Source organism: Sphingobacterium sp. UT-1RO-CII-1 (assembly GCF_026711005.1).
GTDB lineage: Bacteria > Bacteroidota > Bacteroidia > Sphingobacteriales > Sphingobacteriaceae > Sphingobacterium.
The window spans coordinates 642,634-666,303 of record NZ_JAPPVJ010000001.1; the positions used below are offsets into that span (position 1 = coordinate 642,634).

General features: G+C 38.4%; 23 protein-coding genes. All 23 read right to left on the reverse strand.

Features of this window, described 5'->3' with window-relative positions:
• Window positions 1-142: 142 nt before the first annotated feature.
• From ORI89_RS02595 to ORI89_RS02705, 23 genes are read right to left on the reverse strand one after another with little or no spacing between them, the layout of a single operon-like run.
• Window positions 143-2,518 carry a GumC family protein gene (locus ORI89_RS02595; protein ID WP_268228862.1) on the reverse strand — a complete coding sequence of 792 codons (2,376 nt, stop codon included), beginning with the start codon at window positions 2,516-2,518 and terminating at the stop codon, window positions 143-145.
• Between the two features lie 9 nt (window positions 2,519-2,527).
• The gene (locus ORI89_RS02600) at window positions 2,528-3,322 is read right to left on the reverse strand and encodes a polysaccharide biosynthesis/export family protein (protein WP_268228863.1); all 795 of its coding nucleotides are present in this window, start codon (window positions 3,320-3,322) and stop codon (window positions 2,528-2,530) included.
• Window positions 3,319-4,278: a hypothetical protein gene (locus ORI89_RS02605; protein ID WP_268228864.1), complete on the reverse strand. Its 960-nt coding sequence runs from the start codon at window positions 4,276-4,278 to the stop codon at window positions 3,319-3,321. Before ORI89_RS02605 ends, ORI89_RS02600 begins: the two co-directional genes overlap by 4 nt.
• Window positions 4,279-4,282: 4 nt before the next feature.
• A complete protein-coding gene (locus tag ORI89_RS02610; protein ID WP_268228865.1) occupies window positions 4,283-5,905 on the reverse strand; it encodes an ABC transporter ATP-binding protein in 1,623 nt (540 codons plus the stop codon).
• A 1-nt stretch (window position 5,906) separates the two neighbouring features.
• Window positions 5,907-7,007, reverse strand: a complete 1,101-nt coding sequence (locus ORI89_RS02615; protein WP_268228866.1) for a nucleotidyltransferase domain-containing protein — start codon at window positions 7,005-7,007, stop codon at window positions 5,907-5,909.
• 6 nt (window positions 7,008-7,013) lie between these two features.
• Window positions 7,014-7,283, reverse strand: coding sequence for a PqqD family protein (locus ORI89_RS02620; protein ID WP_268228867.1), 270 nt, complete (start codon window positions 7,281-7,283; stop codon window positions 7,014-7,016).
• Entirely contained in the window at window positions 7,280-7,744 is a 465-nt protein-coding gene (locus tag ORI89_RS02625) for a S24/S26 family peptidase (RefSeq protein ID WP_268228868.1), read from the reverse strand. Before ORI89_RS02625 ends, ORI89_RS02620 begins: the two co-directional genes overlap by 4 nt.
• 11 nt (window positions 7,745-7,755) lie before the next feature.
• Window positions 7,756-8,871, reverse strand: a complete 1,116-nt coding sequence (locus ORI89_RS02630) for a glycosyltransferase (protein ID WP_268228869.1) — start codon at window positions 8,869-8,871, stop codon at window positions 7,756-7,758.
• Window positions 8,849-9,982 carry a glycosyltransferase gene (locus ORI89_RS02635; RefSeq protein ID WP_268228870.1) on the reverse strand — a complete coding sequence of 378 codons (1,134 nt, stop codon included), beginning with the start codon at window positions 9,980-9,982 and terminating at the stop codon, window positions 8,849-8,851. Before ORI89_RS02635 ends, ORI89_RS02630 begins: the two co-directional genes overlap by 23 nt.
• Window positions 9,982-11,115: a glycosyltransferase family 4 protein gene (locus tag ORI89_RS02640; protein ID WP_268228871.1), complete on the reverse strand. Its 1,134-nt coding sequence runs from the start codon at window positions 11,113-11,115 to the stop codon at window positions 9,982-9,984. Before ORI89_RS02640 ends, ORI89_RS02635 begins: the two co-directional genes overlap by 1 nt.
• Window positions 11,112-12,356 (reverse strand): hypothetical protein, encoded by a 1,245-nt coding sequence (locus tag ORI89_RS02645; RefSeq protein ID WP_268228872.1) that lies wholly within the window; start codon window positions 12,354-12,356, stop codon window positions 11,112-11,114. The genes ORI89_RS02640 and ORI89_RS02645 overlap by 4 nt, the downstream gene beginning before the upstream one ends.
• A gap of 6 nt (window positions 12,357-12,362) precedes the next feature.
• Complete coding sequence (locus ORI89_RS02650; protein ID WP_268228873.1) at window positions 12,363-13,343, reverse strand: glycosyltransferase family 2 protein; 981 nt, start codon at window positions 13,341-13,343, stop codon at window positions 12,363-12,365.
• Window positions 13,333-14,220 (reverse strand): beta-1,6-N-acetylglucosaminyltransferase, encoded by an 888-nt coding sequence (locus ORI89_RS02655; RefSeq protein WP_268228874.1) that lies wholly within the window; start codon window positions 14,218-14,220, stop codon window positions 13,333-13,335. The genes ORI89_RS02650 and ORI89_RS02655 overlap by 11 nt, the downstream gene beginning before the upstream one ends.
• Before the next feature lie 22 nt (window positions 14,221-14,242).
• A complete protein-coding gene (locus tag ORI89_RS02660; protein WP_268228875.1) occupies window positions 14,243-15,193 on the reverse strand; it encodes a glycosyltransferase family 8 protein in 951 nt (316 codons plus the stop codon).
• Window positions 15,194-15,196: 3 nt separating this feature from the next.
• On the reverse strand, window positions 15,197-16,081 hold the full coding sequence (locus ORI89_RS02665) for a LicD family protein (protein WP_268228876.1): 885 nt from the start codon (window positions 16,079-16,081) through the stop codon (window positions 15,197-15,199).
• 45 nt (window positions 16,082-16,126) lie between these two features.
• On the reverse strand, window positions 16,127-16,561 hold the full coding sequence (locus ORI89_RS02670) for an HIT family protein (protein ID WP_268228877.1): 435 nt from the start codon (window positions 16,559-16,561) through the stop codon (window positions 16,127-16,129).
• A gap of 2 nt (window positions 16,562-16,563) precedes the next feature.
• A complete protein-coding gene (locus ORI89_RS02675; RefSeq protein WP_268228878.1) occupies window positions 16,564-16,986 on the reverse strand; it encodes an adenylyltransferase/cytidyltransferase family protein in 423 nt (140 codons plus the stop codon).
• A 30-nt stretch (window positions 16,987-17,016) separates the two neighbouring features.
• Window positions 17,017-18,012: a glycosyltransferase family 2 protein gene (locus ORI89_RS02680; protein WP_268228879.1), complete on the reverse strand. Its 996-nt coding sequence runs from the start codon at window positions 18,010-18,012 to the stop codon at window positions 17,017-17,019.
• 45 nt (window positions 18,013-18,057) lie between these two features.
• A complete protein-coding gene (locus tag ORI89_RS02685; RefSeq protein ID WP_268228880.1) occupies window positions 18,058-19,578 on the reverse strand; it encodes a lipopolysaccharide biosynthesis protein in 1,521 nt (506 codons plus the stop codon).
• 9 nt (window positions 19,579-19,587) lie between these two features.
• On the reverse strand, window positions 19,588-20,484 hold the full coding sequence (locus ORI89_RS02690) for a polysaccharide pyruvyl transferase family protein (protein ID WP_268228881.1): 897 nt from the start codon (window positions 20,482-20,484) through the stop codon (window positions 19,588-19,590).
• A gap of 12 nt (window positions 20,485-20,496) precedes the next feature.
• The gene (locus ORI89_RS02695; protein ID WP_268228882.1) at window positions 20,497-21,471 is read right to left on the reverse strand and encodes an NAD-dependent epimerase/dehydratase family protein; all 975 of its coding nucleotides are present in this window, start codon (window positions 21,469-21,471) and stop codon (window positions 20,497-20,499) included.
• Window positions 21,468-22,622, reverse strand: a complete 1,155-nt coding sequence (locus ORI89_RS02700) for an MraY family glycosyltransferase (RefSeq protein WP_268228883.1) — start codon at window positions 22,620-22,622, stop codon at window positions 21,468-21,470. Before ORI89_RS02700 ends, ORI89_RS02695 begins: the two co-directional genes overlap by 4 nt.
• 38 nt (window positions 22,623-22,660) lie before the next feature.
• Window positions 22,661-23,593 (reverse strand): DUF5106 domain-containing protein, encoded by a 933-nt coding sequence (locus ORI89_RS02705; protein ID WP_268228884.1) that lies wholly within the window; start codon window positions 23,591-23,593, stop codon window positions 22,661-22,663.
• Window positions 23,594-23,670 lie beyond the last annotated feature (77 nt).

Genomic DNA, 23,670 nt, shown 5'->3' on the forward strand with positions numbered 1-23,670 from the left:
TTTTTATTTTCACAAAAGTAACTCATTTATTAACTTCATAAAACCTCCTTTTTTTATTTTAACAACAAATTATTATCAACAACAACTAACTATCAAGAAGACAAACGCTTAACCTTACCATCTTCCTCTAAGAAGAAAAAAACTATGTAAAAATTCTTTTCCATATTGATTTTTTTTCGTTCCCATATCCATAACCATACGCTCCATACCCATAAGCACCATATCCATATCCGCCTCTGCCTAACTTCACACCATTTAAAACAATTCCTAACCTAGACAGCTCTTCAGACTTATAAATCTTTTCCAATTCTGGCAATTGCCTTCTATCCATCTTTCCTGCTCTTATCACGAATAGAGTCAAATCGGATATTCGGCTAATAATACTTGCATCAGCAACAATACCCACAGGCACTCCATCTACAATAATATAATCATATCGTTCTTTCAACTCTTGGAGCAAAAGGTCCAATCGTTGGCTCAACAGCAACTCTACTGGGTTCGGTGCTAGCACACCAATAGGAATACAATCAATACTTTCCGCCAAGCCACTACTGTGTATAATATCATCAATACCTACTGTCGTATTCGATAAATAATGTGTTACCCCTTTTTTCTGTCGTATCCCCAGCCGCTTGGTCAATGTTCCTTTCCTTAAATCTAAATCAAGTATTACCACCTTTTTACTCAAATAAGAAACTGTTGCTGCTAAATTCATCACATTAAATGTCTTTCCCGCTCCAATCGTAAAGGAACTAAAAGTTATTACTTGAGGTTGCATTCCATCTACGGCCATAAAATTAATATTGGTCCGTAAAATTCGAAAGGCCTCGGTCAGTGGGTCCCTTCCAGCTTTAGATACTGCCAATCCCTGTTCGTTATTTTTCTTCTCTAAAGGAATTTCACCCAAAAATGGTGCTGTCACTACTTTTTCAATATCTTTTCTGCTCCTTACTCCTGTATCCAGAATCAACATCAATAGCAAAATCACTGTGGGCAGTACCAAACCTATCGCAATCCCTAAGCCTACCTTTTTCAATTTTTTAGGATACATCGCGCCTGCCGCTCCATAAGCCGGATCAACAATCCTTATATTGTCCTCTCTCATGGCCTGGTTCAATGCATTTTCTTCTCGTTTATTTAATAAAAACAGGTACAGATCTTCTTTCACTTTATGTTGGCGTTCTACCGCAAGCATCACCCGCTGCTGTGTTGGTATCTGCAATACTTGTCCTCTCGCTTGGTTTTCTTCTTTGCGTATATTATCAATTTTCACCTGCAGCCCTGACAAGGTGTTATCAATTGCACGCTCTATATTAGCACGCATTGCCACTAGCCCTTGGTCTAAGTCCTGCACCACAGGATTAGCTTCGCTACTTCCCTCCTCCAGACGATTCCGTCTTAACAAGCTTTTATTATACTCTACTATCTGCCCTTCCACATTTGCATCCACCAGCCCTGTATTATTTGGTATCAATTGATTTCCTCTACCCTCACTTGTCAAATATTCACGCATCATTTCCACCAGTCTCTTATCCGTCTCCACTTTAGCCCGATCCATTTGAAACTGTCTACTTTCTGCCAAATACATTTGTCCAGCTATATTCACGTCGACGCCTTGATTCTTTACCTTCAGCTGCTCAATATCTGTTTCTACCTTTCCTAACTCCTCCTCTATTATCTCCAGTCTATTTTTTATAAAGTCGGCTGTATTCACCGCAGTTTGATTCAAATCTTCTAGAGCTGTCCTGTTATACACAGTAATCAGCTCGGTCAATATATCACTAGCACGTTGCCCCGAACGATCCTCTAGATACATCTGCAGCAAAAAAGCATCATCTTCCATCTGCTTAATTTTCAGATTACTCAAGAAGAAATTTGCCATATGCTCTCTCGCATACTTTTGCACCCGTATTGTTTTTCCGAAACTTTTTTCCGAATAGTATGCCGTCGAATCTAGCTGTATATCACCTAAGGGTGTTCTTACTGCTTGCCCCAGGGCTACATTCACAGCTCGGTGTCCATGACCTCCCTTCCAGCCCCCTAAGCGCACACTATCCTTACTTATGGGGGTTATCTCAAAATTCCATGCGCTCTCTGGCTTTCCGGTCAATATTTTCACTTTTACCGGCGAATTATCATACAGTTCATACACCCGCAACCCCACTTTTACTGAATAACTAATATCTGCCCCCAGTTGTTCGACTGCCTGTCGCATTAACTCTTTAGACCTCAATTGCAAGATCTCACTTGCCACACTCACCGTATTATATCCGGCATTGGCCCTTGTAAACCTTGCTGTTGCTGGGGTGTTTGCTGGAGTTTTTATCAATACTGTCTGCGACCTCCCATACATAAATGGTGTTTTACTATAGTCATAATAGTAATAGCCTCCGAACAGTAAAACTGAAACAAAAAACCAAGGCCAATACGACCCTAAGTACTTTAATATATCCAGCACATTTAACGATTGCTCCCGCTGTTCCTGCAAGCCCGTCCTTGTTTGTTCCTGATTCCCCATATCCAGTTTTTATTTTGCTAGTGTTAACGCTGCTAAAACTATCGATACTACCCCCATCGCTGTTGTCCAAAAACGCCAACTTCTATTCTCTCTTGGGGTATCCTCTGCTGATCGAGGAGCTACGTACACAATATCATTTTGTCTCAATTGGTAAGCAGGCGACTCAAAAATCCTTTTTGACTGTATATCATTTACAATCACTCTTCGTACACCTGCTTCTTCTCTAATCACACTTATCTGATCCGGCGCTGCATTAGGCTTCAATCCTCCTGATAGCGCTATTGCCTCCAGCAAAGTCATCTGTGCATTTTCAGCCTGCAGAACATCCTGACGCAAAACAGCCCCCAATACACTCACTTTAAAGCTCAGCATATCTACTTTTACTAAGGGGTCAACAATTAATCCGCCTTCTTTTAACCTTCCCGTTATTCTGTCCTTCGCCTGCTCTAACGACAAACCTTCCAAACCTATACGTCCCAAAACCGGAAACTCAATCTCTCCTTCACTGCTTATTACGTAACTATTTGCATCTTTTGTATGTTCCGCTACCGCATCTACATTACCGCTAGCATCTATTCTATAGGCTCCTGAACTTCCGTTAAAAGGAGCGGCCAGTTCGGGGCTTTTAGCATGCACTGTTATCCTCAGGCGGTCGCCTTTTTGTATTTTCATCGGCTCCCTCTCTAAAACTCTATATTGCTCGTTTGCATCCATATCTTTCACATAGACAACTTTTTTACCTACCACACAAGCATTCATTACTGCTAGACATAGGATCATTAATCCAAAAATAACTCTGTTCATATATATTCAGTTTGCATAATTTCATTATAACAGCATAATGCAGCAGCCTTGTTCGGCAGGCACTCCAATTCGCCTATTTTTACTTTTCCTATTACTTTTTCAACGGTACCAACCATACTATCAAACAACTCTCTATTCCAACGCATTGCTGTGCAACTTGGCATCACCGCAATTAAGGAGGCAACTCCTTCTTTCCATGTCATATTATTATGCGGAGCCTGTTTCAACCGAACAATGGCACTCAGCTTCGCTCTTTTATTGACATAGCAATGTGTTTTCCCACTCCATGGCGTCCCGTATATACCCACTTCTCCATTATCTTCTACAGATAAAATCGGGTTATCATCATTCAATAACGAGGTTCCTTCAATATGTGTTAACCACAGTTGACTATGCGTACTTTTCCCTGTACCGCTTTTACCTAAAAAAGCATACGCTTCTCCATTTCTCTCTATTACGGATGCATGCAGCATTAAACTATTTCTTCTTAATATCGCCTGCCCGTAGGCCATCATCAATAACCAACTCAGTACCGAAGTATTATACAGTTCGGAAGGAGCCACGTATATAGCTACCTCCGAAAAGCAACGACTTGCATACATATGCCACCTTCCCGTTTTTTCTTTTGTTGCCAATACAGCTACATATCCGCCGTTTATTTCCCATAAAGCGAACCGTCCGTCCCATGTTAGCGATTCATCCGTCAGCAATTTTGCGCCCTCTTCCATCTCAGGAGCTTGCTCTTCTGTCAGGCTCACGCTCATCACAAGCTCGGCCCTGCCCATCCCTTCTACAATAAATGTTTTAAAATTCGACAAACATGTGTCTGTGTCGATATGGTGCGGAACAGTCATTTTTATCCCCATATCAGCCACAGCAAAGTATATAGTCTGACTAGAAGTTATATCATTTCCCACCTGGTCTATGTTCGTTGCTTTCGTGCCTATTTTATCCATAGCCCTATACATTTATAATTTTGCCACAACGCTTTGCAATTTCCATATCATGCGTAATAACCAATATTATTTTATCTTCAGCTGCCGCTAACAGACGTGTCATCAACATCTGCGCGGTTTTGGCATCCAATGCTGAAGTTAATTCGTCTAGAAGCCAAATCGGCGAATCTCTCAGCATCGCTCTAGCAATAGCTATTCGCTGCGCCTGTCCTTCTGATAGTCCATAGCCTTCTTCTCCTATTTCTGTATCCAAGCCTTTCGGCAATTCGTAAATAAACTCTGCACATCCTAAATATATAGCCTTATCCATTTCTTCTAAGGTTATCTTATCGCCCATCACTTCCAGATTTTGACGAACTGTCCCTCGAAATAGCTTACCGCCCTGCGGTACATATGCCATGTTTATACGATATTGATCTTTCAATATCTTTTTTCCGTTTTCACATTCTATAAAAATGTCTCCCTCTGTTGGCACCAACAAGCCTAACAACAATCGCACAAACGTTGTCTTTCCCTTTCCGCTTGCTCCCATAATGGCCACAGACTCTCCTTTCGCGACGGACAAACTCAATCCCTCTATAATCAGTTGGTCTTCATACTTAAAGCTGACATCCTTAACATGCAAAGCCTTCAATTTTTTTATTTTTATATCTTCCTTCTCAAGCTCTACCTCCACATCCATTAAATCCATCACACGATCTGCCGCTACTCTTGACCGTATCATAAAAGGCACAAAAGCCATAAGCGACAAAACAGGCGTTTGTATCCTGCTCACCAATTGTAAGAAAGCTGTTAACGACCCAAAAGTAATCAGGCCCAAATGCAAACGATACAGCCCCCAACAGAAAGCGAGTAAAAAGCCTATTGCTCCTAACAGACGAATCAAACCATGCGAGAACGTCGTAAAATTGATCAACTCCTTTTGCAAGCTCCCTACCTTTTTAATACTGTCTTCTACTCTCGCCCATCGTGCTGCATATATAGACAATGCCCTTATCAACAACTTATACTGTATGCTTTCCTGCACGACATGCCCAAATTCGCTTTGCGCTTTTTTCAACCTTTCATTCAGCGCTTTTGACTTTTTAAAATACACCTTTGCCAAACCAAACATTAACGAAACCATGAGCATTAAAACTGCAAGTCGAATGTCAAACCAGGCCAACACTAAAAAAAATGTAATTAAACTAATGGCTGTCACAATCGCCGACCATATGCTATATCCGGCCATCAACACCACTTCTTGCACATCATTCTGTATACGCACCTGCACATCACCTGAAGTCCATTTATTCATAAACCGCCATGTAGCTCGCAATTGTCTACTCAACAAATTTCGTTGTGTTTTCAACAACATCTCAACCTTTGTCCTGTCATTTAGCCACCCTGCAAACACTCTCAAAACGACCGAAAGCAACAACGACAACAACATAATCTGCAGATCATTTGAAAAAAAAGCCCCCGAGCCCATCACCGCCATATCCACTACTTTCTTTGTCCACAACACAAAAACCACCCCTAGGCATATACTTGTCACTTCGAGAGCCACATACAGAAACAGCCTCAACCGAAATCCTTCGGTTAAACACCACATCCATCTCATATGTTCTACCAGTCCTCTCTGCATATTACGTCTTAAAAATGCGTGTATACAACTGTGTTAACGGAAAAAAAACAGACTCCATCGGAGCATAAGGCCCATATCTCCAGAGACTTTTACTAACGCGCAGAACCGTGTTTTTTCTTCCCCCAATCTGCTGTTCCGCATTTCCTGCATATTGTTTATCAAAAAAACCAAAATTACCTGCTCTCAACACATCTTCCATCATCCAATCGGCTACCACCTTCTTCTCCTCCCTATATGGCAGGCAATCTCTTTCCATCCCCAAATAAGTCACCAATGCTTCATGCAATACTGCTACCCACTTGGCTATGCCCAATTTTGCATATATATGTTTTAAATATATTCCGTCAATTTCTTTACCATAGCCGCTGTATAATTTTACCACATCACACAGCTGTCTCAAGCCGAGCCCAAATGAAAGAAGATGCTTCAAAACATGTGTTACCACCTGCACCACATTCAAAAGTGGCGATAACACTCTACAATCTACTCCTTCTATATTTAAACTTCTCCCAGTACCAAACTCTTTGCTTATCATTTTTTTTAAAAATGGCTTCGCAAAGGGGTTATATATATCAATCATCTTCCGATGATGGTCAACGTCTACCCCCTTATAGCTATAACACATACTTTGTCCGGGCACATACCATACTTCCTTACTGTACTTTTCCGCCCAACTATTTGCTTTATTATATTCTTCTTCTGTATAGAAATACCAGTCAATATCTCCACTTACTCTTCTCAACGGCGCGTCATAATGCGCAGCTAGCGCCTGTCCCTTCAGCAAAACAGGATAAATATTTAACTTTTCAAAACTTTCAACTTGCTTGCTAATACATTTATTCATGTATAGGTTATGCTGTTCAATTTTCGTTACGCGCACTAACCACTTCATCCACAATTTTTGCGGAGGCAGAAAATTCGGGCTCAATCTTTCAATTGCTTCAAACACTATTCCTTCCACCGTTTGTTCCACAGCAATGCTATACACTTCCTCCCATTCGCTAGCCGATAGCGGGAAGCTTTCTGGCGCATCTATCGGTTTTGACCATAAACCTGATCGCAACAAACTAAAAAATACGATATAAATGCGTTCTTCTTTCATTCCCTTTTAATCCACTAGTAAGCCATGCTCTCGAAAAGCAATAAATATAGTTTCTGCATCCTTTCTGGCCGTCTCTTCAGTAACTTCATAATGCTGGCAAAGCAACTCTGCTATCGCTTCTACAGTAAAACTGCTATTTTCCAACTCTTGCCATAAAAAAGCCGACGTACTATTTAGCGTAAAAACTGTAGACATATCTACCATTTCTTGCCCGGGGTCTACCACTACGTGGTAATCTCCTATCGTTCTTAAAATCAAATCTTTTCTTAACTTCATAGAAACCTTTTTTTAATACTGTAGATTATATACCAAAAGAACCTAAGCAAACATTGTTTAAATTGTTGTATGTTAGTCCCCATCACCCTCAAAGCCAGACTTTCCTCTCCACGAAAAGCTTCAGCAACAACTGCCAAAACCTGGCTCTTTTTCACTCTTTCTACCTGCAATTTATTACCATCACCTGCCAAAAAAAAGTAGTTTGCCGTGATCCCTACTATACGATGTAAAATATAACTTCCCTCATACTTAGCTAATACTATGTCTTTTTTTATTGGTAGTTTTTCTGTTTCTAAAACCACAACATCTCCTTCCCTCAACACCGGGTTCATACTGCTTCCCCTCACTGCAATCTTCACTTTCTTTCCCTGGTGTAGCACTTCCTCTACTTCCTTAAAAAAACTGTTATTTTTCCAAACAATTTTTTCTCCTGCGTGTTTCTTCAGCTTATCACTACTCATTAAACATTGCTTTACGATAAAAGTTTGCTATATATTTCTTTAGCGTTTTCTACCATCTTCTCTCGCCGAAAGAATTGCTCGTAGCGCATTCTGCTACCCTTCGCCAATTGCTCGTACAATACTTCATCTGTCATTAACTTTGTTACCGCTCGAGCCAGACTTACTTCATCTTCTACAGGCACAATAAGCCCTGACTGTAAATGCTGATTTACCCAACTCACGCCCGACCCTGGAATTGCCGTCGATATAATCGGCTTCCCAAAAGCCATCGCTTCTAGCTGTACAATAGCAAAAGCTTCCGTCTTCAAAATAGAACTTAAGCAAAAACAATCACAAGCTTGGTAATATGCGGCTACATCTTCATCGGCCACAAACCCTAGAAAATCTATTCTATCTGTCACTCCCAAATGCTCACTCAACACCTTTAAACTCTCCATTAATGGGCCTGTTCCCCCAATCACGATTTGGATTTCATTATCCAATAGGGCTGCTGCTTTAACTAAATATTCATATCCTTTGTACTCTACCAATCTGCCTAGAGCAAAAACAATTTTCTTACCATGATACCGTTCCCGTATTGTGCTGGCTTTTTCATCCTGCCTATAAAAATCATCTACCCCTATGGGAACGTAGTCACATTTCGACTGTACTTTTTCCAAAAACGGCGATTCTCTCACATACACCGGTGTAGTGCCTAATATTAAATCCGCTCTACGTATTAACCAAGATTGTAGTGGGGCATAAAGCTTCATTAATCTCTTTTGCTTTAAAATATCACTGTGCCAATGCAGCACTACCTTTCCCTTGTAGCCCGACAAAAATAGAGCTAAAGCCGCCATAGGGTCCGGGTGGTGCACATGCACTACATCGTAAGCTGTCGCAATCTTGCGCAATCGGCTTATCATGGCCGGTGCTAACATAGTGGCTGCTAATTTTATTTTAGTATCCACTATTATCAAATTCGCAAATTCATTTAATTTTACCACGCCAGCAGGAAAGTTCTCTGTCGAAGCACACAACATATCGCAGTGTACCCTTTCCTCCGAAAGCCCCAACATCAAATCGTACATCACTTTCTCTACTCCTCCCCGTATTGGATAAAATTTACCTACCTGCAATATTTTCATCTCGCTCTTTTAATAGTATATCAAACAAAGCTGACCATTCCGTCACGACGGGCTGCTTTATTTCTACAGATTCTATTTCTGCTAAACATGTTTTTTCACCTTTAATCAGCCGTCTCATGTGCTCGGCTAGCCAATCGGGTCTATCTGGGTTAAAAAATGCGGTCAACTTACTGCCTGTCGCTGTTTCCCGCGCGTAAGGCATGTCTGCCAATAGCATTGGTTTGTCATAGTTCGCAAACTCTGATATCGGCAAACCCCAACTTTCCGATTTTGATGGAAAAACCAAGCAGTTTACCTTCTTATAAAGCTGGAATAATTCATCTCGCTTTTGAAAGCCTATCCATTGCAATGATGAACCTTTATTGCTCCATTTTTTATAAAGCCATTGGGTATATGCATTTTCGTATCCACTAATCGTGATATAGACCTTAAACTCAGGAACATCTTCCCTGCTTTCCAATAATGCTACTGCTTCGCATAAACACTCAAAATTCTTATGACTATTTGGTGATGCTGGAAACAGAAACGAATAACTATCTACTTCATCTTCCCCCAATTCTGGTTTTACAAAAGCCCTTTGCTCAGGCTTAGCCACTATCACATCTTCAGCGCAAAAATTAAAATTTCTGATCATTGCTTCCCTAAACCAATCTTGCTGCACAACTAAATATTTATTGGCAGAAATATTCAATGCATAAATATATTTTGTAAAGATTGAGAACAACACAATTTTTGGAGCAAAACGAATATCCCTCCAGCTCCATTTATAAAACGAAAAAGAATTATGACAATAAACCACCTGACGTACAGCCTTCACCCGCGGACTGGTATCATGTAAAGAGAACCAAAGGTATACCTGCCCAATCTCTTCACTTAATTTCTTCATGGATACATATTCATACCACAAGCGGTTAATCCACCTTTTTTTAGGCCACTGTGTTTCTATATACTCAATGTTAGGAAAGTCTGCCAATTCTTTTTTATACACTACAGCAACCACACGATAACCTCCACTAGCAGCCAACTGCGACAGGTAATGCAAACAATCACGCAAAATAGCCAATGGCCCCGCTTCCACAATATTAACTGCTGATATAACTATTGTCTTCATTAGCTCTGGTTTAAAACATCGTCAAATAATTTAGTCCACTGCTGCATAACTACTTCTTCCGAAAAACGCTGCGAACGAAGCCTCCCTTCCTTTCCCATCTCTCTTCTCAGCGCATCATTACTCAACATTTCGCGCAACCTGCCTACAAAGTCCACCTTATTACCTTGCGGTACTAAATAGCCATTGCGCCCATCTTCTATAATATCACGGGGTCCGCATTTGCATGCGTAAGAAAGCAGTGGAAGCCCACAGGCCTGTGCTTCCAACAGCGCCATGGGCAAGCCCTCGTAGCGCGAGGTCATTAAATAAATAGAACTGTTTAGGTAAGCTTCTTCAATATTTTTGATAGGCTCACACAACTGTACATTTCGGTCTAAGTCTAAGTCTTTTATCATGCTTTTTAACTCCGCCTCCATATCGCCTGTTCCATACACCTTCAATTCCCAGTCCTGGAATCCTGGCTGCACCATCGCCCATATTTTTATCAGGTCGTCAAAACCCTTCTGGTAATCGTATCGCCCTACCGCAATAGCTACTTTATTATTCAATTCTGCTAAGGTAGTAGGCACGAAACTATTTGCATTTGGTATCACCTCCATATTATCTAAGTCGCCCCAATAACCTTTATCTTCTTCTGTTAGTACGACAAACCGATCATATTTTTTTGCCACCTGCATATCTCGGTCACTTCTCAACTTATCAATAATGCGCCACCATCCCTTTCTCCCATATTGCAATCTTTTAAAACGAGAAAAGTGTATCTCTACTATTTTTTTACTGCCATCTCCCACCTTATATAAAAAAGACACGTCATGATCGAACATGCTTATCACGATATCTGCTTTTAGTTCCTCCAGTACAACCTTCAGCTTGTTTTTATGTATATGCTGCTTTCGCCTGTAGGCCATAATTTTTGAAACCAAGCCTAATCCTTGTATTTCCTGATAATCAACTCCCAGATCAATATGCTTTATTGCTTTATTTAATTCAAAATATGGCTCTCTATTTTTCTGATCGGTTGTCACAATCATCACTTCATGCCCCAGATCTGCTAAATAATTCGCTTTATTGGTCAGTACCCTCTCCATTCCTCCAGCATTAAATAAGCCTGCTATGTTATAGATAATTTTCATCTCGTACTCCTTTCTCTATTACCTATGTTATAAAACAGTGCATATATTAAAAACAAATCCGTAGCTACTTTAAGCCAGATGACGAAACCCAATGCCAACAAAAAGAGGAAAAATAATGCATAGCCTGGTAACAACTGACTACACGCCCAAGCATTGTAAACAAAAAACAAAGAGAATGTGAACAGCCCCAATAGGCCGTTATAAAACACAAAACGACAATATCCAATATCCGTTCCTACCGCGTGCCAATCATCAAAAGTTGCTTTCCCAATCAACCAGGTTTTATAATCATTAGCATCGGGCCATATCCACATCACTGAGTTTAGACGATCTGTAGAACTCGTTTTCCATTCACCTTTCTCCATCCAATTAAAAAAGCCTTCGAATGCGAAACGCATATAATCGTGAAAAACATCATTAGTCTTGTAAAGATAATTTGCTAAAAAAGCGACGATTACAAGAATAAGAACAAAAAAAAGATACAATTTCACAAGTTGTTTCTTCATTAGAAACCGCCATACTCCTGTACCAAAAAATAGATAAATTAAAGCAAGTGCTGCTCCTGCACTGGTAGTTCTTGCAATTATATTCCCCACAGTAATAATCACAATAAAAGCACTCAAAAATAAAAGTAACATCAGGGTGTCCTTCTGCACTTTCCAGCTATTTATTAAAACCGCGGAAAGCATCAGCAATACAATAGAGAAACGTACACCCGCATTATCCAATGAAGCGCCTACTCCGTACAATCTCCCTATATCATTTAAGAAAGTCTGTCCTTGTTCTATATATCGATCTACAACTGTTTTTACAATTGGACTATTGTCAATTACTAATGCCAAAAAACATTGTGCAACACAAGCAGCGACTAAATAATAGGTTAGGAGAACAAAATCAACTTTATCATGTACTGTCCCTAGACAAATAATTACAAAATATCCAGCAAACATCCATACCGAAAAGCTGATAATATAAGTTGCGTAAGAGGAGTCTGATGAATAATTATAATCCATCGAGAAATAGCCTATAGCAGAGAACACAACAGCAAAACAAATTGCAGCTATTAACTTACTATTTATTTCTACAACACCCGCTTGTATTGACCTAAAGACGGCTAAACAAACCCCTAAAACAGCAAAAATAAGTTTAGTATTTATCTGTTCTGGCAAAAAAGTAAAGCCAAAAGAGAAGAAATACATGCTTACAATAGTGCCTAATAAGAAATACTTGATCAACCTCATAAATAACTACTTATAGAGGAAACCATATACAAATCGAAACAAAATCAGATTATAGATACGGATCACCCAATCTTGTTTCTTTGTAGCCGCATATTGAATAAATTTAGTTCGATTCGAAAATGATGGGTTCATCTTAATATAGGGATGTGCCTCGGTAAACAAAGAACGCCATACTGAAAACATATTCTTATCTTCGCTAAATAAAAGTGGGAGCTTTGCATTTAATTGGAAAAAAAAGCACTCTTTTAAAAAGATATCTTTGCCGAACACTTCATCTAAATAGGCTATAGTATTCTGCGTATTCTCTAAAATATCGTTTAAATGACTCTCTTTAAATTTTTTGGTAAATGCTGTAGAGTTCGTCTGCATGTAATGATAGTAAGCTTTCGGTATATGGGCTACTTTTTGCGCGTGTGCAAAGAGTTTGATCATTGTCATATCTTCGCCCATTCCTTTTCCTTCCGGAAAACAGATTGAATTCTTAACATACAGATCCCGCTTGATCAACTTGTTCCACACATTGTACTTCATAGAACCATCCAACATTGCACTTAATGCTTGCTTGGGATCTGTACAATATGGTTGCCGCATATAACGTTCATTTTTATAAAATGTCAGGTACCAATCCGTGTATACAATATCAGCATTCTGCTCCACCGCTGTTGACAACATTTCTTGAATACAATCTTCATCCATCCAATCATCACTATCGCAATGATATATATAGTCTCCCTCTGCGTGTGCTACGCCTGTATTTCTTGCAGCTGGTAATCCTTTATTTTTTTCATGCACCAGTAGTTTCACCTCTGTACTACGTAAAGGATAATCTTTTAGTACCTTCTTCAATAACGCAATACTTCCGTCGGGTGAAGCATCATCCACAAAAATATACTGTATATCTTCATACGTCTGCTCCATCAGGCTACACACACATTTTTCTATGTAACGTTCCACATTATAGATAGGTATAATTATGCTAACAGTCATAATCCTCCTCTTCTAATTGAATACCTTGCTGTATTGCATGCACAACCTCTATCGTTCTTTTTGAGAATTTTCGTGCAAAAAGACCGGTCGACTTTAATAAAAAAACCACATCTTCTTTATTCCAGTCTTTTATCTCATTATTTTTCCATCGAATCATTCGTTTACTACTGTTTCTTGAATTTTCTAAATCATATACCCGATCTTTGAACTTAGAATTCCAACATATAGTCTGTATAAAAATCTCATCTGCACAAAAAGAATAGGTGTACATTTTCTGAATTTCCCTTTTCTTCGATAACAGCAATTCAACTAAATCATTACTTACGCTTACCCAGTTTGTCCCCTTTTTAAACACTATACTACTGTGTCTCTTAATTCGAAAAACAACCTGTAGTTCTAAAAAAATCTTACGTATCGCTTTCATAAAAAAAGCTCTTACTCCATTTTTTAAACGAAATTCTTTAGGAAAAGCGTGATAACGTCTCACTTTACGTGTTATCTCCGCATCCGTATCCCCTTGTGTAAAACCGATGAATTCTTTTCCCTTATGTTCTTCAAAAAAACTATGGATATAATCCTGCGATTTTATAGGCATATCCACTCCCGAAAGCAAATGGTAGTAACTATATTCTTGTCGTTGGTAAGCTCGCTCAAACAAAAGCATCTCTACTTCAACTAGCGATTGATCTCCCCAACGCACATCTAGACGATCCTCCAAAATAAAAACCTTAGATTTATCCGTTATAATCTCAGGCACAACCTCACACTTACGATCAAAATGAATAAACACATCGTTGCGATAGTCATCCAGAGCCTGTAGTAATAATTGCAAAACCTCTGGTTCATCATGTGTCAGTATCAGATAAGCGTGTTTCATTTTAGATGCATTCAAATCGATATCATTTTTTTATTTTTAAAACATTAAGACGTTTGGCTATCCTACGTAGCAATAACTTCATCAGCTTTGCCTCTCCCAATCTATCCAGCTCATCATACTTCGAAGTGTAAAAATCAAAATAATATGTTGGGTCAAAAAACACGGATCTCCTGTAATACTCCCACCAAATGTCAAAATTAGGGCACCAACCATCCCATGGTTTCGGCCCGTTATAATGTATTACGCCCTTATTGTGTATTTTTCCCAACTCAGACAGAGCATATAAAGGTTGATTTTCTTTTTTGGCGGCTAACTTAAACACCTCTATTGTTCCACAAAAAACAGGCGACAATGTTTTTATTTTTCCTTTACAAACAATATTTAAAATATCCATATCCTGATATTCATACTGAGAGGTTGCGACTTCCTTTTTAAATAAATCCACTATTCCATCATTCCGCATCATTTTAGCATTCATGATAATATTACCTGCCAAAATATATTCCTTCCAATTCAACCCCAACTTTTCTCTCTTTTCTCTCGTATGCTTAACTAATCCCCCTGGAGAAACAACACCTGCTACATAAGAATTACTCATATCAGTCTTTAAGAATATTTCAGATAAATCATCCTGAAAAATAACGTCTACATCATGATACATGATCTTATCATATTCGGGCACCACTTCAGGGATTAACAATCGGAAATACGTAGAGTTTGTGATTCCCCGGATCTCAAACCCCTCTTTAAACTGTGAACCTACAGAACGATAGCTTAACTTGAAATTATCATAAATAGAGGTTAACTTTTCCAGTGTACCACTTTTTTGGAAAGTTGCGTCAGTTGCATGCAAGATGAATACATCATAAAAGGTGTCTTTTTTAGCATTCTCCAATAATGAAGTCAAGCATACGCCTGCTGCCAGCAACCAATTATCATCAAAGCAAAAAACTAGTGGTATAGTAATCATCATTTTTTACTTTTTAATTAATATCAAAACTTCATCAATATTTATCCTTTTTTCTAAATTTAAGTAGGCTACATGATGCTGAGAAACTCTCTTTTCTATAGGAGGCAATTCCATATAATTTCCATACACTTGAGCTAAAATCAAATTATATGCAGCAGGAATTCTAACTTCTAATCCCTCAAAAGACATAATTTCATAGCTTTCAAACCATTCCTTAGGCCAAAAAGCTTTTACACCAAATTGACTACCATAACTTCCCACATATTTCGATTTTTCATATGTATTTCGAGTCATTATTTTTCTTAATATATGATGCACATCCTTATAAGTAGACTTTTTATTAAAGGAACAACGAATTTCGTTCAATGCCGTTCTAAATTGTAACTTAAATAAGCGATCAAAAAACCATTTAATATTTGAATATCTGGTTTTAGGTAAAATCATAAGTTTATTAGCTGTCCTTCTAAAGTTCAACCAATCTTTTTCTCTAACTCCCTCATTAAAGGAGGCTCCATCTAATGGGAAAATATCAATAAAGGCACCAAAAACACAAGGTATATGCTCAAACTCCATAAGAGTTGTATTACAATTACACATTTTGGTAAAAGGCAGATAATATGAAAATTCTTCGCCTGGAACCATAAGTTCATATCTGGATTGGTCAAGAGCGGGAAACAATCTTAAAAACTTCTCATAATCTGGTCGAGGCATCAAAACATCGATGTCATCATCCCAAGGTATGAATCCTTGATGCCGCACAACACCTATGGCTGTACCTCCATGACAAAAATATTGTAAGTCATGTTTTTCGCAGATTTCTATAAAGGCTTTAAATATATCAAGTATTTTTATTTTATAGATTTGACCTACTAACACTTCCTCTTTATTCATTTGGACCATTTTTTTTACCTTTTACAATAACTTCAGAAGATTTTTTTATTCACTTTTAGGACTTATCTTCAAATACTCACAGATACTCTCGACCACATCATCTGACAAAGATAAAGCTTCCATAAGATTAGGAGGTTTAGGCCAAGCTATATCTTCATATTGTTTTCCTTCAAAAACAACACTGGTTTTATAGCGCGGGATAACATGAAAATGAACTTGGTCATCCACCATCATTAAAGCTAAATAATTGATTTTATCAGGCAAAAACGAGCTTTTTAATAGCTTATTGACAAACTTAAACACTTCACCTAAATGCAGAGACTCCTCCTCTGTAAGATTACTTAAATCCGTACAGGGTCTATTTAAAAACACAATTAATGATCCGATTGTCACTTGCTGCGGACGTAAACTAATAATCCAATTACCGACTTGAAATACAGTATACCTATCTGTCTGAAATTTATTTTTAAATCCTTCCATAATTAACCTAACATTTTTTTTAATACTTCCTGCAAATGGGTGGAAGAGGTGCCCTCTGTATATGGAAAATAAACAACTTTAACGCCCAGACTATTAAAGCTTTTTTCTAATGCATTTCCTTTCTCTGTGCCCTTCCAATCATCACCCTTAAAAAATACATTAAATCTCAGGTTCTTCCACGCAATTACATTATCTATTTCTTCTTTAGCCACAACTTGGTCAACACATTTGATATTTGCAACAATTGACAACCTTTCTTCAAAAGGTATAACGGGTGCTTTTCGTTTCATCTCAAAAGCAATTTCATCAGTAGTAACTCCAACTATCAAATAATCACAATGTTCTTTTGCCTTTCTCAATATATTTAAGTGCCCCATATGAAACAAATCAAAAACACCTGTAGTATATCCTATTATTTTCCTCATGATAAGCTCTTTTTAGTAATTATATGCGATCTAACTTCCTATTTCATTTCTTTTGAACAACCTTTTTAACTTTATCCACAAATTCAATAAAAACCAATATTCCTTATCTGCACAACAACCTATTATTTTATAATGAAAAGGGAGACTTGTTTTCCAAATAAACCTATTCGCTTCAGGAAAAATAATACGCCAGGTTTTAAAAGTATTTATATCAACACCTCTAACTAATAAGTTCACCTTAGGGCCCAATTTCATTAAGCCAACTTCTGTCTCACTTAATTCGATCCCACAATCTTGCGCAAAAGCAATAATCGCCTTTGTATTCTCTAACCAATCCAGGTTTATCTTTGGCTTAAAAAAAGATATTCTTGTAATGGAATCTATTTTCATTTTAAAATGATGATAAAACACACCTTTTAAATACTCTATCTTACGTGAATAATAAAATAATTGTACATTCACTCTCAAATCCTCTCCCATATCCAATCCATCTTGAAAACGGATATCATTTTCTATATAAATACTTCTTTTTGTTAGCTTATTCCACATTACTCCACTAAGTCGTCCATTAAGCATTTTTTTAATATATTCCAGATTATTACCATCACACTCCTGACTAATCAACCTCTCTTTCTCTCCATAACTATTATAAAAATCTATCCAAACGATATCCAAATCTTTTGTTACAGCTTGGTTATACATCATTTCAAACATATCTTGCTCCACCCAATCATCCGCATCAACCCAACCAATGTACTCTCCTTGTACGTGCTCAATTCCCGTATTTCTAGATGTTGCAGCTCCCTTATTCTTCTCATGATTAATTATTACAACATCCATCGCCCTAGATGGGTATTGCTTTATCACATTATTCAATCGTTCTACACTTCCATCCGTACTTTTATCATTTACAAAGACAAACTGTATACCTTCTAGCGTCTGACTAAACAGACTATGTGCACATTTCTCGATATACGATTCCGCATTATAGAATGGAACAATTACACTAACAGAAAAATCCTTCATAAACCGCTACTCTTTTTTAACTTCATCAGACAATATTTCTAATGATTATTTAATAAATGACTTCACCAAGCCCGTTAAAACGTCCCTTTCTCTTGTATCCAGCGCCGTAGTATATGATAATGCTACCACAGAAAACCCAGCTGCCAGACATACCATAAATAGCCTAAGCCAGTTTTCATCCATATAATAAAATGGAATTACGGTAATAAGCACTGCTAAAAAGAAGCTAGGAATAATCCGTAATACGATTTTGTTAATATAATCCATGATGGACATATTTATCATCGGTAATACGATCACAATCCTTGCAATCTGTGCCACAACCGCAACCAATAGGTGTATGACATAAACGCACTCGGGCGGATAGCCCAGCTTCAGACACCAATAGGCTATCGGTACGATAAGCAACAATATTGTTCCTTCTATCAATTGAAATTTTCTCAATTTGCCGGTAGCATGCACAGAAACAATTAGAGAATGGCTCAATGTGGTTATCAATGCAATCACCAATGTCAGACGAACAAAGCTCACACTATACTCTGGTACACTGACCAACCACTGATTCAAGACAAAGTTGGCTTCTATTACAATCGGCAAAGAAATCATGAACAAGAGCAAAAAAGAAAGCTTCGACCCTGTGATGATCAATTTATGCATGTATGCCAGGTCGCCCGAGGCATAGCTTTTTGTAATCTGTGGGTTGATCGAAGTCTGAAAATTGGAAGAGAACCCTGTAACCGCATTTTGGACCTGTACCCCGATTCCTCTTGCGGCATTTACACTTGGTCCAAAAAAAAGGTTCAACAATATATTTAATCCTTGCGTATACCCCATTACCGCCAAGTTTCCATTCATTACCCAAACCGCAAATCCCCCGATTTGCTTAAATAGGTCCTTGTCCCAAATCAATTTCTTCAATCGGGATTCAGAGAAATTCTTACGGCATACCACTTGATAAATTAGGAATATTAGGAAACTGACCAGGCCAGACAAAACCGCATATAATATCAGCTTATCATAGGCGATCACAAGAAGGACAAATACAATCAGCAACCGCAAACATGTCTCTACAATAGAGACAATAGCAAATACATTCATTCGCTCTCTTGCTATGATAAGAGCTGTAAATGGAACATTGATTATCCCTAGAACCGCCATAACAATCGAGAGGTGGTAGACTGCCAAAGCCGCATGCATCCTACCTTCAGGTATCACAAGTTTATTCTGTACAAACCACAACCCAATTGTTTCTCCTAATATAATAATTAAACCAGCTATTATCATATGAATGGAGAAACTGACGTTAAAAACCCGCTCCAGTTTTCCTTCTCCTTCTCGGCCCATTTCAAAGGTGAGAAAGCGCTGTGTAGAACTGGACAGTGAAGTCGTCAAAAAGAAAAACATCGCAATCACCCCTCCTGTCACATTATATATACCAAAATCCTCAACTCCTAAAACCTCCAATACTACCCTTGAAGTATACAATGTCACAGCGAGATTAAATAACATCCTAAAATAAAGGAAACCAGTATTCTTCGCTATTGTTTGACTTTTATTTGAATGCATATTACTTAATCACGTATTTTTCACTCGTTCATTGCTTATCAATTTATACTTTTCCTTCAGTTCAAAGGGTGCTGCTTTCAATAATTGGCACTGTATTTCACGGAGTGAATTATTGATTTTATATTTATCTCTATTTTCTATAAAAAACATATTTAATTCTTCCTCACTCTCTAATATTTCTTTCCAATTGGAAAAACCTCTATATGAAGGAATATCAACAGTACTGAAGTAATCATGAAACTTAAAGTCATCCGTTCCTGTATATCCTTTTTTTATCCATAAGGCAGGTATCTCATAAGCGTGTGCCACAATCAGACCTTTTAAAGAACTCGACAATATAAACGAACATTGTCTTATTTCTTTTACCACCCCTTCCACATCCAATGTCCTTACATCTATCACTTTATATTTTTCGCCATACTTTGACTGAAAATACTCTACTTCCGACCAATGTGGAACGATACCCAATTTATAGATAACAGGCTCGTCATTACTTATCCAGAAAGGAAGTAAAAGTGTAGGGTCTCCCCATACTTTACATCCTTCAAAGCCGTCTCTTTCCAACTTTTCATGTGTCAGCCTCCCCCTCACCGCAAAAGTCTTTCCCCCTTTAAACTTTTCATTGTAGTTTAAAAAACCTGTCCCCCATATACAAGAATATTTGTCTGTCAGCGCCATCACCGAGCCTAAGCCAACTAGTGTTTTAGCTGGGAGAATAGTTTCTTTACTCTGCTGCTCTTGGTCGGTATTAGAAAATATTCTATCCAAAAGGGGTATTTTTTTTGTCACAGACTCACTTCCTTTAAAGTTAACCACCTCGCAGCCACTCAGCTCCGAAACTAAAACCGGACTAAGCGCATCGCCAAAATTCATTATCTTTTTATAAGCTACTCTAATAGTACTCATCTTCACAAAAAACTATAAATCATCACCGCCAAACTCTGCCAACAAGGTCCTTTTTAAACCTTCCTCTAATGCAAAAGGTGGAACAAAACCCGATGCAGCTACTTTTTTAGCATCATATTTTGTTACTGCACAAAACTTACGCACACGCACCGAACTGATTGCAAACTTCTTTCGTGTCATAAAAGCTAATACATCGAAAGCATAACCACCCAACATCCCGATCCAGTAAGGAATGCGCAGGCCTGAAATAGGCTTCTTCAATACTTTCCCAGTATTATAAACAATATCATTTGTTGTAAGATCGGGTTTATCTACATAATTATACACCTCATATTCACTCTCACTAACCTTTATTTTTAACAAAAAAGCAACAAAAGCCGCAATATTTCCTACATAGGACATAGACTTTTCATTCCTGCCTTTTCCTATCATCATAAAACGACTGGAAGCTATTTGGTTCAATAGGTTGAAAACATTTCCTCTATTTCCCTCTCCAAACACAACTGTCGGCCTGATGATATTGATATTCCAATCCGCATGCTTGGCATACCATTCCTGCAATACCAATTCTGCTTCCCACTTGCTTTTTCCGTAATGATTGAAAGGATCGGCGGGGAAAGATTCGTCGGGGTTGTCTTTATCCAAACCATAGATAGCTACAGAGCTTGTAAACACCAGTCTTTTAATTCCATTTTGATTCATGGCATACAGCACATTTTTCATACCTTCTACATTCACCTCATAATAAAGAGAGATGGGCTGCACATTATCCTGATGTTCAGCAGCTAACAACACCACTACGTCCACGCCAACTAAGCCTTCTAGCAATTGATCTCTATCTGTCACATCAACCAGCCTTGTTATCTCAGGGCACGCAGCACTTTGCCGTTTATCCAGATTCTGCAGGTCATACCCTTCATCCTTTTGAAGCAATCGAATTACATTCGTGCCAATAAATCCTGAACCGCCTATTATTGCTACTTTCATCTTGTTTCTTTAATACCTGGATCCAATACGCCTACCTCCTCTTGCTCTACCATTTGGTGTTTATCAATCTTTGAGAAGACAAAATAAAAGCCTCCCCACATCAGTAGATTCAAAATCAATATCAAATTATTGTTCATAACCTGAACTGCCAACACGTTAAATATGATATAGAATAAGTTGATAGCAAACATAAAAAGCATGACGCCCTTCCTCGGCATACCCGAGCGCAGCAGAAGGTGGTGCAAGTGGTTTTGGTCGGCACAATAAAGCGGCTTTCCGCTTCTCCATCGTATAAACATCACTCGGGCCACATCCAATACCGGTAATAATAAAACAGAATAAGCCACTACAATAGAATTGTTATAATAGGGCTTTATAAATGAATTATTCATAATGAAACTTATGGCTAAAAATGCGATCGAGTAGCCCAACGTCGTGCTGCCAATATCGCCCATAAATATCTTTCTTTTTTTATGCCCGACTCCAAACACATTATAGTAGAAAAAGGGAATTACAGCACCTGTTGTTATAAACGCAAAAAGTGCATGGACATATGCCCCTGCGAAATAGAATAACAGGCCAAAAACCAAACATCCGATCCCCACTAAACCTGCACACAAGCCGTCCAGACCATCCATTAAGTTTATGGCGTTAATGATGAGCACTACTATAAAAACTGTGAGCGGCATACCGAACCATGCCGGCACGCTTTCAATAGAAAACAGGCCATAGAAGTCGTTTATCCAAAGCCCTGAAAGCGGAAAAAAAGAAGCCACGACTACCTGAAAGAAAAATTTCCACTTAAAGCTTATCCCAATCAGGTCATCTCCAAGGCCAAGCATATACAAAACGAGCAGCCCACAAAACAGCAGGGCAAAATGAGGAATAAGCGCCCATGACTGCACACCCCAGCTTCCAATCCCGAATTTAAAGACCAAAACAACGGTTAAAGCAAATAGGCAACACTGTATAGGCACAAAAGATATTCCTCCTAAACGGGGAATAACCCTTGTGTGCAACTTTCTGTCGCTAACAGGGTCAAACAGCCGCTTCCTATAGGCGACCAGTAAAATCCTGGGGATAAACAAAGCCCCCAGCACCACCGCCAACAACGCCGGAACCATCAACAACAAAACACCTGTAGCATCCATAATACTCTCCTATTCAACAATATAAAAACTGACTTTTGTTAAGTCAAACTACTTATATACCCTACTATACGCTCTACATTGACATCTTTTAAAAGCACTCTATTATTTTCACCGATCAAATAAAAAGTTGGGAATGCTTTCAAATCGTATAAGCCTTTACGTATAATTTCTTCTTCACTATTGTAACCGTTTATCCAGTCGGGAGGTAGCTCTGCTTCATATTCAAGCCAATCTTCTTTCTCTCCTACCGCACATACCGTTAACATTGTCACCTTACTTTCTTTTGTTCTTTGCACGAGGTTGTCTATTGCCTTCAGATCGATCATCTGTGCCTTACAAACATTACATGATGGATCATAAAACACCACAAGCTTATATGCTCCTTTTACATTATGTAAGTCGCCTTGCTCGCCTGTTGACTGTTGAAAATTAAAATTATTGGCCACTGCTCCCGGCAGATTTTGCCGCACAAGTGTTAAATGTGTTCTATATTTTACTTTATCTGTTTCATCTACTTTATCGGAAGAAATCAGATAATTAAGCACCTTACTGTAATAAAAATCATTTCTTAGAATAGAGTTAGGATCATAAAGCCTGTCATACAATTTTTCAACAAAAAATTTAAAAGCGAGAGGGTTATTTTTTGCCTGATCCAACATTCCGTATATAGCAGGAGTTACTTCTTCTAAAGGGATATCATCTAATAAAATGATAAAATCTACGATGAGCTCCGTTACCTCTTCTTCATTATTTTTCAGATCAACATGTTCAAAATCAAAACCATTCCAAAACCTAGCAGCAACCGACTCTCCTTCCTCCCTACTTACGTCCGTATTGGTATGTTGCGACATAGCTTTACGACCATTAAAGCTGTGGTTATCGCACGACAATAGGCTTAAGCCCCCAATAAATCCTATTGCTAGAAAAAATTTAGGCCAATACATCCGTCTATTACATAAGCTAGTTCTCATCCGCTACTAATCTTAATGGTTAAACATAATTGCTAGCTCGATAAGATAACACTGCACCTTATCAAGATTCCATTTCC

Excerpts from the sequence above, each read along its gene's own strand:
- ORI89_RS02595 (WP_268228862.1), bottom strand. The coding sequence starts at position 2,518 with ATGGGGAATCAGGAACAAACAAGGACGGGCTTGCAGGAACAGCGGGAG.
- ORI89_RS02600 (WP_268228863.1), bottom strand. The coding sequence starts at position 3,322 with ATGAACAGAGTTATTTTTGGATTAATGATCCTATGTCTAGCAGTAATG.
- ORI89_RS02605 (WP_268228864.1), bottom strand. The coding sequence starts at position 4,278 with ATGGATAAAATAGGCACGAAAGCAACGAACATAGACCAGGTGGGAAAT.
- ORI89_RS02610 (WP_268228865.1), bottom strand. The coding sequence starts at position 5,905 with ATGCAGAGAGGACTGGTAGAACATATGAGATGGATGTGGTGTTTAACC.
- ORI89_RS02615 (WP_268228866.1), bottom strand. The coding sequence starts at position 7,007 with ATGAAAGAAGAACGCATTTATATCGTATTTTTTAGTTTGTTGCGATCA.
- ORI89_RS02620 (WP_268228867.1), bottom strand. The coding sequence starts at position 7,283 with ATGAAGTTAAGAAAAGATTTGATTTTAAGAACGATAGGAGATTACCAC.
- ORI89_RS02625 (WP_268228868.1), bottom strand. The coding sequence starts at position 7,744 with ATGAGTAGTGATAAGCTGAAGAAACACGCAGGAGAAAAAATTGTTTGG.
- ORI89_RS02630 (WP_268228869.1), bottom strand. The coding sequence starts at position 8,871 with ATGAAAATATTGCAGGTAGGTAAATTTTATCCAATACGGGGAGGAGTA.
- ORI89_RS02635 (WP_268228870.1), bottom strand. The coding sequence starts at position 9,982 with ATGAAGACAATAGTTATATCAGCAGTTAATATTGTGGAAGCGGGGCCA.
- ORI89_RS02640 (WP_268228871.1), bottom strand. The coding sequence starts at position 11,115 with ATGAAAATTATCTATAACATAGCAGGCTTATTTAATGCTGGAGGAATG.
- ORI89_RS02645 (WP_268228872.1), bottom strand. The coding sequence starts at position 12,356 with ATGAGGTTGATCAAGTATTTCTTATTAGGCACTATTGTAAGCATGTAT.
- ORI89_RS02650 (WP_268228873.1), bottom strand. The coding sequence starts at position 13,343 with ATGACTGTTAGCATAATTATACCTATCTATAATGTGGAACGTTACATA.
- ORI89_RS02655 (WP_268228874.1), bottom strand. The coding sequence starts at position 14,220 with ATGAAACACGCTTATCTGATACTGACACATGATGAACCAGAGGTTTTG.
- ORI89_RS02660 (WP_268228875.1), bottom strand. The coding sequence starts at position 15,193 with ATGATGATTACTATACCACTAGTTTTTTGCTTTGATGATAATTGGTTG.
- ORI89_RS02665 (WP_268228876.1), bottom strand. The coding sequence starts at position 16,081 with ATGAATAAAGAGGAAGTGTTAGTAGGTCAAATCTATAAAATAAAAATA.
- ORI89_RS02670 (WP_268228877.1), bottom strand. The coding sequence starts at position 16,561 with ATGGAAGGATTTAAAAATAAATTTCAGACAGATAGGTATACTGTATTT.
- ORI89_RS02675 (WP_268228878.1), bottom strand. The coding sequence starts at position 16,986 with ATGAGGAAAATAATAGGATATACTACAGGTGTTTTTGATTTGTTTCAT.
- ORI89_RS02680 (WP_268228879.1), bottom strand. The coding sequence starts at position 18,012 with ATGAAGGATTTTTCTGTTAGTGTAATTGTTCCATTCTATAATGCGGAA.
- ORI89_RS02685 (WP_268228880.1), bottom strand. The coding sequence starts at position 19,578 with ATGCATTCAAATAAAAGTCAAACAATAGCGAAGAATACTGGTTTCCTT.
- ORI89_RS02690 (WP_268228881.1), bottom strand. The coding sequence starts at position 20,484 with ATGAGTACTATTAGAGTAGCTTATAAAAAGATAATGAATTTTGGCGAT.
- ORI89_RS02695 (WP_268228882.1), bottom strand. The coding sequence starts at position 21,471 with ATGAAAGTAGCAATAATAGGCGGTTCAGGATTTATTGGCACGAATGTA.
- ORI89_RS02700 (WP_268228883.1), bottom strand. The coding sequence starts at position 22,622 with ATGGATGCTACAGGTGTTTTGTTGTTGATGGTTCCGGCGTTGTTGGCG.
- ORI89_RS02705 (WP_268228884.1), bottom strand. The coding sequence starts at position 23,593 with ATGAGAACTAGCTTATGTAATAGACGGATGTATTGGCCTAAATTTTTT.